The sequence below is a fragment of the Citrobacter sp. RHBSTW-01044 genome, assembly GCF_013781945.1.
In the GTDB taxonomy this organism is placed as follows: domain Bacteria; phylum Pseudomonadota; class Gammaproteobacteria; order Enterobacterales; family Enterobacteriaceae; genus Citrobacter; species Citrobacter braakii.
In genome coordinates, this window is sequence record NZ_CP056180.1 from 3,558,919 (window position 1) to 3,572,687 (window position 13,769).

Genomic DNA, 13,769 nt, shown 5'->3' on the forward strand with positions numbered 1-13,769 from the left:
ACCGCCTGCTTCGGCAACAAAACCGACGCAGGCGAGCGCTTCAAGGCATTACTTTTGGCTACGATGCCTGTGCAGCCACATCAGCTTATAAGCTGCCGGAATAATAAACAGCGACAGCAATGGCGCGGTAATCATGCCGCCAATCATCGGCGCGGCAATGCGGCTCATCACTTCTGAGCCCGCCCCTGTCCCCCACAAGATTGGCAACAGGCCCGCGATAATCACCGCCACGGTCATCGCTTTCGGACGCACGCGCAGCACCGCGCCGTGATACAACGCTTCATCCAGCTTATCCGCCGTAAAGGTTTGCGGATTTTCCAGCGCAGGCTCGGCTTCAATAGCATGGCGCAAGTACATCAGCATCACTACGCCAAACTCCGCGGCAACGCCAGCCAGGGCGATAAACCCGGTTCCGGTCGCAACCGACATATGGAACCCCATCCAGTAGAGAAACCAGATCCCCCCTACCAGCGCAAAGGGCACGCTGGTAATAATCAGCAGCGCTTCACCAAAGCGACGGAAAGCCAGATAAAGCAGGACGAAGATAATCATCAGCGTCATCGGCACCATCAGTTTGAGCTTATGGCTGGCGCGTTCAAGCAGCTCGAACTGCCCGGAAAACGCCACGCTGGTCCCCGGCTTTAACTGTACGTTTTCAGCGATCGCTTTTTTCAGATCGTTCACCACCGAAACCATGTCACGGTCGCGGGCGTCGATATAAATCCAACTGGTGGGTCGCGCATCTTCGGTTTTCAACATCGACGGACCAGAAACCACTGTCACATCTGCAACATCAGCCAGCGTGATTTGCTGCTTCATGGGCGTCAGAATGGGCAGATTACGCAGCGCTTCCGGGCTATCACGATAGCTCTGCGCATAGCGAAGGTTAATCGGATAACGTGCAATCCCTTCCACCGTTTCGCCCACCATCGCGCCTCCGACCGCGGAGGTGACAAACAACTGTACCGCGCCAACGGTCATACCGTAGCGGGCTGCTTTCTCCCGATTAATGTCCACATTAATATAGCGCCCGCCCACCAGCCGCTCAGCGAGCGCCGAAGCGACGCCCGGCACGGTTCTGGCTACCTCTTCGATTTGTTCCGCCGTGGCGTCGATATCAGCCAGAACGTTACCTGACACCTTTATCCCAATCGGGCTTTTGATGCCGGTAGACAGCATGTCGATACGGTTACGAATAGGCGGAACCCACAGATTCGCCAGCCCTGGCAAGCGCACGGTTTTGTCGAGTTCGGCGATGATTTTGTCCATCGTCATCCCCGGACGCCACTGATCCTGCGGCTTCAGTTGGATCGTTGTTTCGACCATTTCCAGCGGCGCGGAATCCGTTGCGGTTTCCGCCTTACCGGTTTTACCAAACACGCGCGCCACTTCCGGAACGGTCATGATCAGCTTGTCGGTTTTTTGCAGCATATCCGCCGCCTGCGCGGCCGAAATCCCCGGCAGGGTTGAAGGCATATACAGTAGATCGCCTTCGTTAATCTGCGGCAGGAATTCACCACCGACTTTATTCAGCGGGTAGATAACCGTCAGTATCGAAAGCACCGCCACCAGCAGGGTGGTTTTAGGCCAATGCAGCACCTTCAACAACAGCGGATGATAAATACGGATCAGGAAACGGTTAAGCGGGTTACTGCTTTCCGCCGGAATTTTGCCACGGATCCAGAATCCCATCAGGATCGGAATGACGACAATAGCCAGAAACGCCGCGCCTGCCATGGCATACGTTTTGGTGAACGCCAGCGGGCCGAACAGTCGCCCCTCTTGCCCCTCGAGCGTGAAAATAGGAATAAACGACAGGGTGATAATCAGCAAGCTGATGAACAATGCCGGGCCGACCTCTACCGAGGCATCGGTAATAACCTTCCAGCGCGTTGCGTTATCCAGTTTTTCATCCGGATGCTGATGTCCCCACTCTTCGAGCCGCTTATGGGCGTTTTCAATCATCACGATCGCGGCATCGACCATCGCCCCGACGGCAATGGCAATACCCCCAAGCGACATGATATTGGCGTTCAGCCCCTGGAAATGCATCACGATAAACGCGATACACAGTCCCAGCGGCAGGGAAATAATCGCTACCAGCGCCGAACGCAGATGCCACAGGAACAGCGCACACACCAGCGCAACAACGATAAACTCTTCCAGCAGCTTATAGCTCAGGTTATCAATAGCGCGATCGATGAGCTGACTGCGATCGTATGTTGTAACTACCTCAACGCCTTCCGGCAGGCTGCTTTTCAGCGTGTCGAGTTTGGCTTTAACGGCGGAGATCACTTCACGCGCATTTTTACCGGAACGCAGAATTACCACCCCGCCCGCCACTTCGCCTTCGCCATTCAGTTCGGCGATCCCACGGCGCATTTCCGGCCCAATTTGCACACGCGCGACATCGCGCAGGTAAACAGGTACACCGTCGGCCCCTGTTTTCAGGACGATATTATTGAAGTCATCAAGCGTTTGTAGATACCCACTGGCACGGACCATATATTCCGCTTCAGCCATCTCAACAGACGAGCCGCCCGCCTCCTGATTCGACGTATCCAGTGCAGATTTCACCTCCGCCAGGCTGATGCCATATTGCGTCAGCTTCATCGGGTCGATAACAACCTGGTACTGTTTAACCACGCCGCCTACCGAGGCCACCTCTGCCACGTTCGGAATCGTTTTTAACTCATACTTTAAAAACCAGTCCTGAAGAGTTCGTAACTCTGCCAGATCGTGTTTACCGCTGCGATCGACCAGCGCATATTCAAAGATCCAGCCGACGCCCGTGGCGTCCGGTCCCATCTCCGCGCTGACCCCTGCCGGTAATTTCCCCTGAACCTGGTTGAGATACTCCAGTACGCGCGAGCGCGCCCAGTAAGGATCGGTGCCATCTTCGAAAATGACGTACACATAGGAATCACCAAACTGCGAGAAACCACGCACGGTCTTCGCGCCCGGTACCGACAGCATGGTGGTGGTCAGCGGGTAAGTCACCTGATTTTCGACGATTTGCGGTGCCTGCCCTGGATAGCTGGTTTTGACGATCACCTGAACATCAGAGAGATCGGGCAACGCATCAACCGGGGTATTAATGATAGTCCAGGTTCCCCAGATACTGAGAAACAGCGCCCCCATCATCACCAGAAAACGGTTTGCCACCGAACGGCGGATAATCCATTCAATCATTTATCATGTCCTCAGTGTGAATGGGTCGCCTGGGCTGGCTTTGCGGATGCGTCTTGCGCACCACTGTTCTGCGCGCGCATACGGTCCAGTGCGCCAGAGATATTCGCCTCGGAATCAATCAGGAACAGACCACTGGACACCACTTTTTCACCTTCAGTCAGGCCTGAGCGGATAGCCGTCAGCCCTTGAGATTCATGGAATACCGCAACCTGTTTCGGTACAAATCGACCTTCGTTATCGACGGTGATCACCCGTTGCTCGGTGCCTGTATCAATCAACGCCTTTGAGGGGATCAGCAGCATCGGTTCACTTTGCGTTTTCAGTTGCAGGTAAGCATTCATCCCCGGCTTGAGCGCCTCATCAGGGTTATTGACCTGCAAACGGATCTGCAGCGTACGCGTGGTGGCATCGACACTTGGCAAGATATTCCACTTGCTAATGGTGAAAGGCTTATCCGGCCAGGCGGGCACAGTGATGGTAAATTGCGAGGCGTCTTTGATTAGCCAGGCGATAGATTCCGGGACCGACGCGCTGACCCATACCGGGTCCATCCCCTGAATTTTCGCGACCACATTGTCTTTGGAAATGTTCATGCCGGTACGCAAATCGAATGCGGTAATCACCCCATCAATAGGGGCTTTCAGGGTAAAGCGGGTCTGAATTTTACGCGTCGATTTTAAGCGCTGAATATCCGCTTCCGGCATACCGGCCAGACGTAATCTCTCCAGAATCCCTTCCACCTGCGTCGCACTGCCGCCGGTCTCCCGCAGTAACAAATATTCGCTCTGCGCCTCAACCCAGTCGGGAATCGTCAGATCGATAAGCGGCGCACCTTGCTTAATTTTGTCGCCCACGGTTAGCGGGTAAACCTTCTCGATAAAGCCTGCTGAGCGAGCCTGGACAATAACAAACTGGTATTCGTTATAGCTAACGTTAGCCGGGAAAGTTTGCGCATAGTGCAGCGGGCCACGGCGCACAGGTTCTGTTTTCAGACCCAAATTTTGGGTCTGAGTAGGATCGATACGCACGCCAGGCGCTGACGCGCTCGCGGTCTCTTCATCGGCATATTTGGGGATCAGATCCATATCCATAAACGGTGATTTACCCGGCTTATCAAAGCGCGTGTTCGGGTACATGGGGTCATACCAGAACAACACTTTTCTGGCTTCTTTTTGCGAAGCCTGCCCGGTTTCAGCCGTTACGTTTGCTGATGAATAATAAGTATAAATACCGACAGAAATAACCCCACCGACAATCATGCCAGCGAGAATAAGCGCGGTATTTTTAATATTTAAAGACGCCATAGTGATTTCCATTGCGCGATAGTCTCACCCGAATTTCGAAGAATCCGGGCAAGAATAAAAGAGACCAGCGAGAACGTTATTTACTGATGTGAATATCGCGTAACACAGAGATATTTCCCTGCTGAACAAACGTAAACGCAACCTTATCGCCGGGTTTAATATCGTCAGCCTTGGTGTCGGCAACCCGCGTAAAACGCATCGTCATGGCAGGCCAGTTCACCGCGGGAATGGGATCATGCTTGATCGTGATTTTTTTACTTTCTTTATCAATAGCTTCAATCACCCCGGTGGCGCTAATGACGTCTTCCTGTTGGGCCGCTGGCTGCATGTTCATCATCTCGCCATGCTGATGCTCATTGGCCTGAGCGTTAAACATGACCACAGAGAAAAAGCTAAACAACACGGCTTTGGCGGTAGTATTCATACTTGATGCTCCTGAAAAGTTAATATTAAGGATTACTCCACCCAACCGCCGCCTAAGGCAGCAAACAGCTTAATTTCATTAACCTGTTGGGCGTAATTAAGATCGAGCAGCGATTGCTGCGTAGCGAATAAAGAACGTTCGGCGTCCAGTACTTCGATGTAGCTAACCGCACCATTTTGATAAAGCGCTCTGGCGCGTTGTAAGGTGATTTGCAATGACGTCAGGTAGCGCTGCTGACCGCTAATTTGATCGGCAATGCTTTGGCGCAACACCAGCGCATCCGCCACCTCTTTAAACGCGTTCTGAATTTTTTGTTCGTAATTCACCACCGACTGCTGTTGGCGAATTTCAGCGAGGTCGAGATTGGACTGATTACGTCCGGCGTTAAAAATGGGAATATCTATTTTGGGGACAAAATTCCACATACCGCTGGTCGCATTAAATAAGCTGGAGAGATCGCTGCTGCTGCTGGAAACCGAACTGGTCAAGGTAATCGACGGGAAAAACGCTGCCCGTGCGGCGCCGATATTGGCATTCGCCGCCATTAATCCGTGTTCAGCTTCCAAAATATCCGGGCGCTGCAACAGGATTTGCGACGAGAGCGATGGCGGCAGCGTTACTGGTTTAATATCCCCGCTGCTGCGCATCTGGTCGTTGGGTAATTTCCCGTACGTACCCAGCAACAGTTGCAGCGCGTTGTTCGCCTGCGCCAGTTCACCTTTACGCTTCGCGATTTCGCTGCGCGTGCTTTCAATCACGCCCCGCGCCTGTTCCAGCGCCAGCACGTTGGTGCTTCCGGTCAGCAACTGCTTCTCAACAAAAGCGTAAGAACGCTGATAGTTTTGCAGCGTTTCTTCGGCAATTTGCAGTTGTGCATAAGCCAGACGCTGATTGAAATAACTTTGCGATACGTTGGAGATTAATGAGATGTGTACCGCCCGACGCGCCTCTTCGCTGGCAAAGAAGTTCTGTCGCTCGGCTTCACTCATATTTTTCAGCCGACCAAAGAAGTCCAGATCGAAACTGAGATTGAGTCCAGCTTCGAATTCACGATCGGTGCTGCTATCGCCTTTTAATTTGCCGCTGTAAGTACCGCTGGAACCTGCCGTGATTTGCGGGTAGCGGTCAGCGTCCGTGACGCCATATTGCGCTCTCGCTTCCTGAACTTTTAGCACTGCCATACGTAAATCGCGGTTATTGACCAGCGCCTCGCCAATCAGCGCCTTTACCTGGGAGTCAACGAAGAAGCTCCGCCAGCCCGTGTCCTGATATCCCACCGGTGCAGAAACCAGGGCGTTCTGGCTTAAGGAGAATTGCTGCGGCACAGGCAATGTCGGACGCTGATAGTCCGGCGCCAATGAACAACCGGCGAGAACGAATACAGCGCTGAGGGTAAGAAGCTTAAATTTGCTCATAGTTCTTCTCGTCCTGACCGGACTGATGGCCCTAAAAAATGTAGGAATTTATAGCGTTGTACTTTAACGAAGTGACTCTGTTTAAGCGGTGACAGGAAAATGACAAAACTGTCATTTTCCCAATAACCGATTGCTATCCGATCCCGCTTCCCTAGAATTGAAAGTCCGCACAACCCGTGTGAGAAGGAGAATGCGATGAAGGTGTTGATAGTCGAAGATGAGAAAAAAACCGGTGAATACCTGACGAAAGGCCTGACGGAAGCGGGTTTTGTCGTGGATTTAGCGGATAACGGCCTGAACGGGTACCACCTGGCGATGACCGGCGATTACGACCTGCTCATACTCGACATCATGCTGCCGGATGTAAACGGCTGGGATATCGTACGGATGCTGCGTTCCGCTAACAAAGGGATGCCCATTCTTCTCCTCACCGCGCTGGGTACCATCGAACATCGGGTTAAGGGTCTGGAATTAGGCGCTGATGATTATCTGGTCAAACCGTTCGCCTTCGCCGAACTGCTGGCGCGGGTCAGAACGCTGCTGCGCCGGGGTGCGGCGGTGATTGTCGAAAGCCAGTTTCAGGTCGCGGATTTAATGGTCGATCTGGTCAGCAGAAAAGTCACCCGCAGCGGGACGCGTATTACCCTGACCAGCAAAGAGTTTACGCTGCTTGAGTTTTTCCTTCGTCATCAAGGGGAAGTTTTACCCCGCTCGCTGATCGCCTCCCAGGTTTGGGATATGAATTTTGACAGCGATACCAATGCCATCGACGTCGCCGTTAAGCGTCTGCGCGCCAAAATTGATAACGATTTTGAGCCGAAACTGATTCAGACCGTACGCGGCGTGGGATATATGCTTGAGGTTCCTGATGCCCAGTAAACGATGGCGGCGCCCTTTTTCGCTGGCGGCACGACTGACCTTTTTTATCAGTCTGGCGACGATCGCTTCATTTTTCGCCTTTGCATGGATAATGATCCACTCCGTGAAGGTCCATTTCGCCGAGCAGGACATCAATGATTTACAAGAGATCAGCGCCACGCTGGAGCGGATTATTAACCAACCCAACGAGCCAGAATCACGCCGCCTGGAAACGCTAAAAAACGTGGTAGAGGGCTACTCGAACGTCATTATTTCTCTGGAAGACAGTAAGCAGAAAGCCATTTTTCATTCGCCAAATGCGCCGGATCTCCGGCAATTTATCGCCAGCGCAAGACCGGATAAAAATGCCCATGCCAGCGATGTTTTTATTATATCCGGCCCAACACTGCAAACGTCCAAACATATTCACGGACAAAAAACGTCGTCTAACTGGCGAATGATTCGCCTGCCGGTAGGAAAGCTGACTGATGGAAAAGCGGCGTATACGCTGTATCTGGCGTTATCGATCGATTTTCATCTGCACTATATTAACGACCTGAAAAACAAACTGATTATGACGGCATCGCTGATTAGCATGATGATTGTATTTATCGTGCTGTTCGCTGTGTATAAAGGCCATGAACCGATCCGTAATGTCAGTCGGCGCATCCAAAATATCACCTCAAAAGATCTTGATGTGCGCCTCGATCCGCAAGCGGTCCCTATTGAACTGGAACAGCTGGTAAGTTCGTTTAATCACATGATCGAACGCATTGAGGATGTATTTAAACGTCAGTCGAACTTCTCGGCGGATATTGCCCATGAGATCCGCACGCCAATAACCAACCTGGTCACACAAACGGAAATTGCGCTCAGCCAAACCCGTAGCCAAAAAGAGCTGGAAGACGTGCTGTATTCCAATCTTGAAGAGTTTGGTCGTATGTCGAAAATGGTAAGCGACATGCTGTTTCTGGCGCAGGCAGACAACAATCAGCTTATCCCGGAAAAGACAGCGCTTAATCTGGCCGATGAGGTTGGTAAAGTGTTCGACTTTTTCGAAGCCTGGGCAGAAGAGCGCGAGGTGGGCTTACGTTTTGAAGGACGCGCATGCTGGGTTTCAGGCGATCCGTTAATGCTACGCCGGGCAATGAGTAATCTGCTTTCAAATGCCATGCGCTACACGCCAAAAGGCGAGTCGGTAACCGTGCGGGTGAAAGAGGCGGATGGCCTGGTCCAGATAGTCGTGGAAAATCCCGGCCCCCCCATTCCCCCACAGCATCTATCGCGGCTATTTGATCGGTTTTATCGGGTTGACCCTTCGCGACAGCGTAAAGGCGAAGGCAGCGGTATTGGCCTGGCGATTGTGAAATCGATTGTTATCGCCCATCAGGGGAAAGTCTCGGTGACATCCGATCAGCTTGCCACCCGATTTATTCTGACGCTGCCCAAGCATGCGATGTAATTTAAGGTAATGGCGTTTATACCTTAAACAATTCGAGTCGCAGGAAGGCGGCAAGAGAGGGAATCCCCGGTCACTTACTTAAGTAAATGACTGGGGTGAACGAGCGCAGCCAACGCATATGCAGCTTGAAGTATGACCGGTATATATCATCACCGATTCTCTGACATAACCGTCATAATCCTGTCACGCCGCTGACAGCCCTCACCAATTATAATTTCTTCCGTAAACCCAAACAGGAGAAATATGATGAATAAGATATCCTCTTTTTTCGCTATCGCGTTTTTTATTTCAGCTGGCGTTAATGCGGCAGACACACCCAAAATGCATCAGCAGGCCGCAGCAGCCCATGAAATGATGAATAACCGCAGTGCCCCTGCACATCAACAAATGGCGCAAGAACACGTCACACAGACGAATAATTCAACGTCAACGCCATCCCAGGCACGCCCCTTTTCACAAATGAATAAACATGAAAAAGCGATGGTCGTTCATCAGTCAGTGAATAACGGTCATTCATATGCTCATGAGGTTCAGGCCAGGCAGCACCGTGCACAGATCCCCGCGCAAGGGTAACGTTGTCCTGTGTTGAATAAAATGTCCATCAATACACTATGTATGAATATTGCGGACAAAATATGCCACGCAGGCCTGTACATTTACAAGCCTGCGTTCCTGCCATTAATGTCAATATTAATATTTCTTTAAACACTTCATTAAAAAGTAAATATAATTAAGCGTTTTATCTTACTTGTATAAAATACGTAATTCACCTGCCTGTAATGTTGCATATTACAGCCCCCACACTCTCACCATTAATATAAATTAGGATTCCCCCTGGTATGCGTCATTAATATTTAATGGGAGACTGCCGTCGTCGTAAACATGACATTCGAACAGTTCGTATTCCTATAAATAAACTTAATGATGATAGTGAGCAAAAAAATGAAAAAACGTCTGCTGACCCTCTTTGTCCTCGGCCTGACAACGGCCACAACAGCATGCGCAATTACCCCGGCAATGCAGAAAAAGTATGAACATTCAGGTTGTACACAAATGAGTGAACTCAATGGCTGCGATATCAATAAATCCTATCAGTGGAACCGCGATCATGGCTTTATTGAGAACGGCAACAGCCAGCAGAGCCGTCATCATCGTCATGGTGAAGAGCAGCAAAATACCGCTGACCGGGATAACCACGATAATGCCGATATTTACGGCAAATTCAGCGGAAATTACGTAGCCAAATTTGCCAATGGTCAACGCAGCGTTGATATTCACGTCGAGGGTTCCAGCGTGTACGTCAATGGTAATGAAGTGCGTGACGTAAATACCTATCAGGATACGATGACCTTCCGTGTCGGCTATGCCACTTACACCATTAAAACGAATGGTCGCGGTAGCTGGAATGACAGCGATGCCGGGAATGCTGGCAAAATTGTGCGCGAGTAACGGATACCGCCACAATGAAAAAACTGATTTCCACGTTGGTTATTATGGCTAGTCTGTCGGGCTGTGCCGAACATCCTTACCTTTCTGCAGCCGCTGCTGGTATTGGGGCCGCAGCAGTTGCCACGGCGATCGCTAATCACAAAAACCGTGAAGCCAACCGTGATAAAGAGCATGAACGCCAGGAGCGCGAGCAAAGGGAGAACCAGCATGCGTGGCGGCATAGTCACCATCACTCCGATGATGACGGCCATTACTATCACCGCTAAGTCAGCACAAAGAGCGCTGCGATCACAGCGCTCTCAACGGTCATGTATTACAGTATGCCGTTTTAATACTGGAGTCAGGCATGGCATTAACCCTCACGGTATTGCTTGAAAACAGGCGCGCTGCGAGCGCAGATAAATCATTACGGGCAAAGCCTGGATTAAGTCTGTTAGTTCAGGATGAAACCACCACCATACTATTTGATACCGGCCCGGACGACAGCTTCATACTTAACGCCGCGCAAATGGGCGTAGACCTGACGCAATTGACCGCCGTGGTTCTTTCGCACGGCCATTACGATCACTGTGGCGGCGTGCCGTGGCTGACGGATAACAGTCGTATCATTTGCCATCCCCAAATAGCCTGCGAACGATATGCCTCAATAACCCTGGCGGGAACGCCAAGAAAAATAAAAAAACTCTCGCGTGATAACGACTACTCTCGACTAATCATGGAATACACCCGTGAACCGTTGGCGATCAGCGATCGATTTTTGTGGTCCGGGGAAATTAGTGTCGCCACTCCACAGGCCTATGGCGTTATTAGCGAGAAAACACCTCAACCGGATTACATCAGCGACGAAGGCGTATTGATCTATAAATCTGATCGCGGGTTAGTCATCATTACCGGATGCGGGCATCGGGGAATAGAGAATATCGTACGCCATTGCCAAAACATCACCGGCGTTAACCAAATTTACGCCCTCGTCGGTGGGTTCCATTTACGCACTGCCTCCCCCGCTAAGCTATGGCGAACCCGACAATTTATTAAGCAACAACAACCAGAAAAACTACTCGGCTGTCATTGCACCGGTTCGTGGGGTCGATTGTGGCTACCGGGAACTGACGCCCCGGCAACGGGAGATGTGATTGTGCTGGCAGAGTAACGGCGGTAAGACATTGCCGAAAAAGCAATAAAAAGCGGGAGCCTTACGGCCCCCGCTTTTCAACCATCATTACAGAGTGACGATTGCTGGCTCATCAAAGACGGTGAGTTTTGGCGCTTCGCCGGTGAATTTTTCTGCGTATACCAGGCTGGTATTCCCCGCGCAGCCATTCGCCAGCCTTGAGGTTGGGATATCCGCCGTCAGCACATTCGCGCCGCCATTTTTGCAGATACCGTTCTCAATATCTGGCCATGCGCCTTCATGGATACAGATGATTCCCGGTTTGATACCGTCACTGATGTGTGCCCCCACCAGCACCTGTCCACGCGCATTCCATACGCGTACCAGATCACCCTCGGCAATACCTCTGGCTTTCGCATCATCCGGGTGAATCGTTACCGGCTCACGATTGGCAATCGCGTACTCTTTGCGCAGCGAAGCGTAGTTCAACTGACTATGCAGACGATGTGCCGGGTGCGCCGTCAGTAGCTGCAGTTGATCTTTATCCGCAGTTCCTTTCCATTCATCGGGTTCAATCCATGACGCATGCGGCGGGCAATCTTTGTATTGATAGCCTTCAATCGTTTTTGAGTAGATTTCTATCTTACCGCTCGGCGTTCCAAGCGCATTCATCACCGGATCGCTGCGGAAATCCGCGTAGCGTACATATTTGTTATTCTTTTCATTCTCACGCATTTCGATCAGTTTGTTTTGCTGCCAAAACGCGTTGAACTGAGGCATGGCGATACGCTGGGCGCGGGCGGCTTTTTGCGCGGCATCATAGAACTGCTTCAGCCACGCCATTTCATCTTTGCCCTCGGTGTAGACCGCCTTACCGCCAGGCTTGAGCATCTCCGCCAGATCGGCAAATACGTCAAAATCACTGCGTGCTTCAAACTGCGGCTCAATGACCTGCTTCATCGGCACCAGATGTTGGTTACTGTAATCACCGGTCATGGTCAGATCGTTGCGCTCAAACGACGTGGTGATCGGCAGGACTATATCGGCATGTTTGGCCGCTGCGGTCCAGTAGCACTCAGAGATGACAACCAGTTCAGGCTTCTGCCAGGCTTTGATTAAACGGTTAGTATCCTGATGATGGGTAAAGTTTGCGCCGCCCGCCCACCAGATCATTTTGATATCCGGGAAGGTTTGCTCTTTACCGTTATGCTGATATTTGCCGCCTGGATTTTCCAGCGCTTCGACAATTCGCGCTACCGGCAGGCTGATCACCGCATCGGAAACCGCCCAGTCGTTCCCCGCAGATGACCCACCCTCAATTTGGGCGGAGATGGCTGGCAATACTCCCCCGGTACGCGTTGGGTTACCGCCGTTGGAATAGTGATAAGAGAACCCGAAACCACCGCCTTCGGTACCAATTTGCCCCAGCATCGCCGCCAGAGTCACCAGCATCCAGTGTTTTTGCTCACCGTATTGCTGGCGCTGAATCCCCCAACCCGCCATGAGCATGGTTTTATTGCTGGAGAAAATTTCCGCCAGCTTCTCCAGTTGCTCAGCAGGCACGCCGCACACGCCGGAAGCCCACTCGGCGGTTTTCTCTATTTTGTCGCTCTTGCCGAGCAAATACTCTTCAAACTGCGGATATCCAGTGGTGTATTTTTCCAGGAAGGCTTTGTCATGGAGATTTTTCTTCACCAGCGTATGGGCGATCCCTAACATCATCGCCACATCGGTCCCCATATGTGGCGCAATCCAGGTCGCATTATCACCAAAGAACTCAATGGTTTCGGAACGCATCGGATCGATGGCGATGACGCTTTTCCCTGATTTCTTCAGCAGATTAAAGTATTCAATCCCCTGTTCATCCGTGCTGCTCCAGGCAATCTTGAGGGTATTGAGCGGGTTCATCCCCCACAGCACCACGACCTGACTGTGCTCAAGCACCATCGGCCAGGTGGTTTGCTGCTCATAGACTTCAACCGATCCCACAACGTAAGGCATGATCACCTGCGCGGCACCGGTTGAATAATCTCCGGTATGACCTGCGTAACCACCGGCCATGCTCATATAGCGTTGCAGTAAGGTTTGCGCTTTATGCAGAACGCCGCTAGAGCGCCAGCCATAAGAACCAGCAAATATCGACGCTGGGCCATAGCTGCTACGGATCCGGCTATGCTGCTCGTGTATCAGTTTCAGTGCCTGCTCCCAGCTAACCCGCACGAAAGGATCGCTTCCACGTTTACCATCCGCATTACCCGGGTTTTCCAGATAGCTTTTGCGCACCATCGGATATTTTACGCGGATATTGGTATGGACCTGATCCGGCGCGGTTTGCTGTAACGAGTTCGGCACCGTTTTAGGCAACGCGCCTTTTGAGGAAACCACTTTGCCATCTTTTACTTCCACGTATACCGCGCCCCAACGCGCTGCCGTCAGAATCGCTCCGCCATTTTGGCCTTCGGCCCAGGCCGGCATTGGGATCACCGAAGAAATCGCCATTGTCCCGGTTGCCGCGCCGGCCGTCTTAATAAAGTCACGTCTTGTGAGTTTCATG

General features: G+C 51.7%; 11 protein-coding genes. 6 read left to right on the top strand and 5 right to left on the bottom strand.

The genetic code is table 11. The features are described 5' to 3' along the window. Nucleotides 1–48: 48 nt before the first annotated feature. The 4 genes from HV352_RS17320 to HV352_RS17335 form a co-directional block, all read right to left on the bottom strand. Nucleotides 49–3,192, bottom strand: coding sequence for a CusA/CzcA family heavy metal efflux RND transporter (locus HV352_RS17320; RefSeq protein WP_016152153.1), 3,144 nt, complete (start codon nt 3,190–3,192; stop codon nt 49–51). An 11-nt stretch (nt 3,193–3,203) separates the two neighbouring features. Continuing rightward, a complete protein-coding gene (locus HV352_RS17325) occupies nt 3,204–4,496 on the bottom strand; it encodes an efflux RND transporter periplasmic adaptor subunit (RefSeq protein WP_016155926.1) in 1,293 nt (430 codons plus the stop codon). A gap of 76 nt (nt 4,497–4,572) precedes the next feature. Continuing rightward, on the bottom strand, nt 4,573–4,920 hold the full coding sequence (cusF, locus tag HV352_RS17330) for a cation efflux system protein CusF (RefSeq protein WP_016152151.1): 348 nt from the start codon (nt 4,918–4,920) through the stop codon (nt 4,573–4,575). Nucleotides 4,921–4,952: 32 nt separating this feature from the next. Then, complete coding sequence (locus tag HV352_RS17335; RefSeq protein ID WP_016155924.1) at nt 4,953–6,335, bottom strand: efflux transporter outer membrane subunit; 1,383 nt, start codon at nt 6,333–6,335, stop codon at nt 4,953–4,955. Between the two features lie 195 nt (nt 6,336–6,530). Here HV352_RS17335 and cusR point away from each other — a divergent pair, with 195 nt between their 5' ends. The 6 genes from cusR to HV352_RS17365 all read left to right on the top strand — a co-directional run bounded on the left by cusR (nt 6,531) and on the right by HV352_RS17365 (nt 11,254). Then, nucleotides 6,531–7,214, top strand: coding sequence for a copper response regulator transcription factor CusR (gene cusR, locus HV352_RS17340; RefSeq protein ID WP_016152149.1), 684 nt, complete (start codon nt 6,531–6,533; stop codon nt 7,212–7,214). Next, nucleotides 7,204–8,655: a Cu(+)/Ag(+) sensor histidine kinase gene (locus HV352_RS17345; RefSeq protein ID WP_181634935.1), complete on the top strand. Its 1,452-nt coding sequence runs from the start codon at nt 7,204–7,206 to the stop codon at nt 8,653–8,655. Before cusR ends, HV352_RS17345 begins: the two co-directional genes overlap by 11 nt. A 246-nt stretch (nt 8,656–8,901) precedes the next feature. Then, a complete protein-coding gene (locus HV352_RS17350) occupies nt 8,902–9,228 on the top strand; it encodes a hypothetical protein (protein ID WP_049271324.1) in 327 nt (108 codons plus the stop codon). 369 nt (nt 9,229–9,597) lie between these two features. Next, the gene (locus tag HV352_RS17355) at nt 9,598–10,104 is read left to right on the top strand and encodes a hypothetical protein (protein WP_047358081.1); all 507 of its coding nucleotides are present in this window, start codon (nt 9,598–9,600) and stop codon (nt 10,102–10,104) included. Nucleotides 10,105–10,118: 14 nt separating this feature from the next. Further along, nucleotides 10,119–10,370 (top strand): membrane lipoprotein lipid attachment site-containing protein, encoded by a 252-nt coding sequence (locus HV352_RS17360; RefSeq protein WP_019076216.1) that lies wholly within the window; start codon nt 10,119–10,121, stop codon nt 10,368–10,370. An 80-nt stretch (nt 10,371–10,450) separates the two neighbouring features. Continuing rightward, nucleotides 10,451–11,254 (top strand): MBL fold metallo-hydrolase, encoded by an 804-nt coding sequence (locus HV352_RS17365; protein WP_104652340.1) that lies wholly within the window; start codon nt 10,451–10,453, stop codon nt 11,252–11,254. Between the two features lie 69 nt (nt 11,255–11,323). Here the strand turns inward: HV352_RS17365 and HV352_RS17370 are convergent, their stop codons facing one another. Continuing rightward, nucleotides 11,324–13,768, bottom strand: coding sequence for a trimethylamine-N-oxide reductase 2 (locus HV352_RS17370; RefSeq protein WP_016152143.1), 2,445 nt, complete (start codon nt 13,766–13,768; stop codon nt 11,324–11,326). Nucleotide 13,769 lies beyond the last annotated feature (1 nt).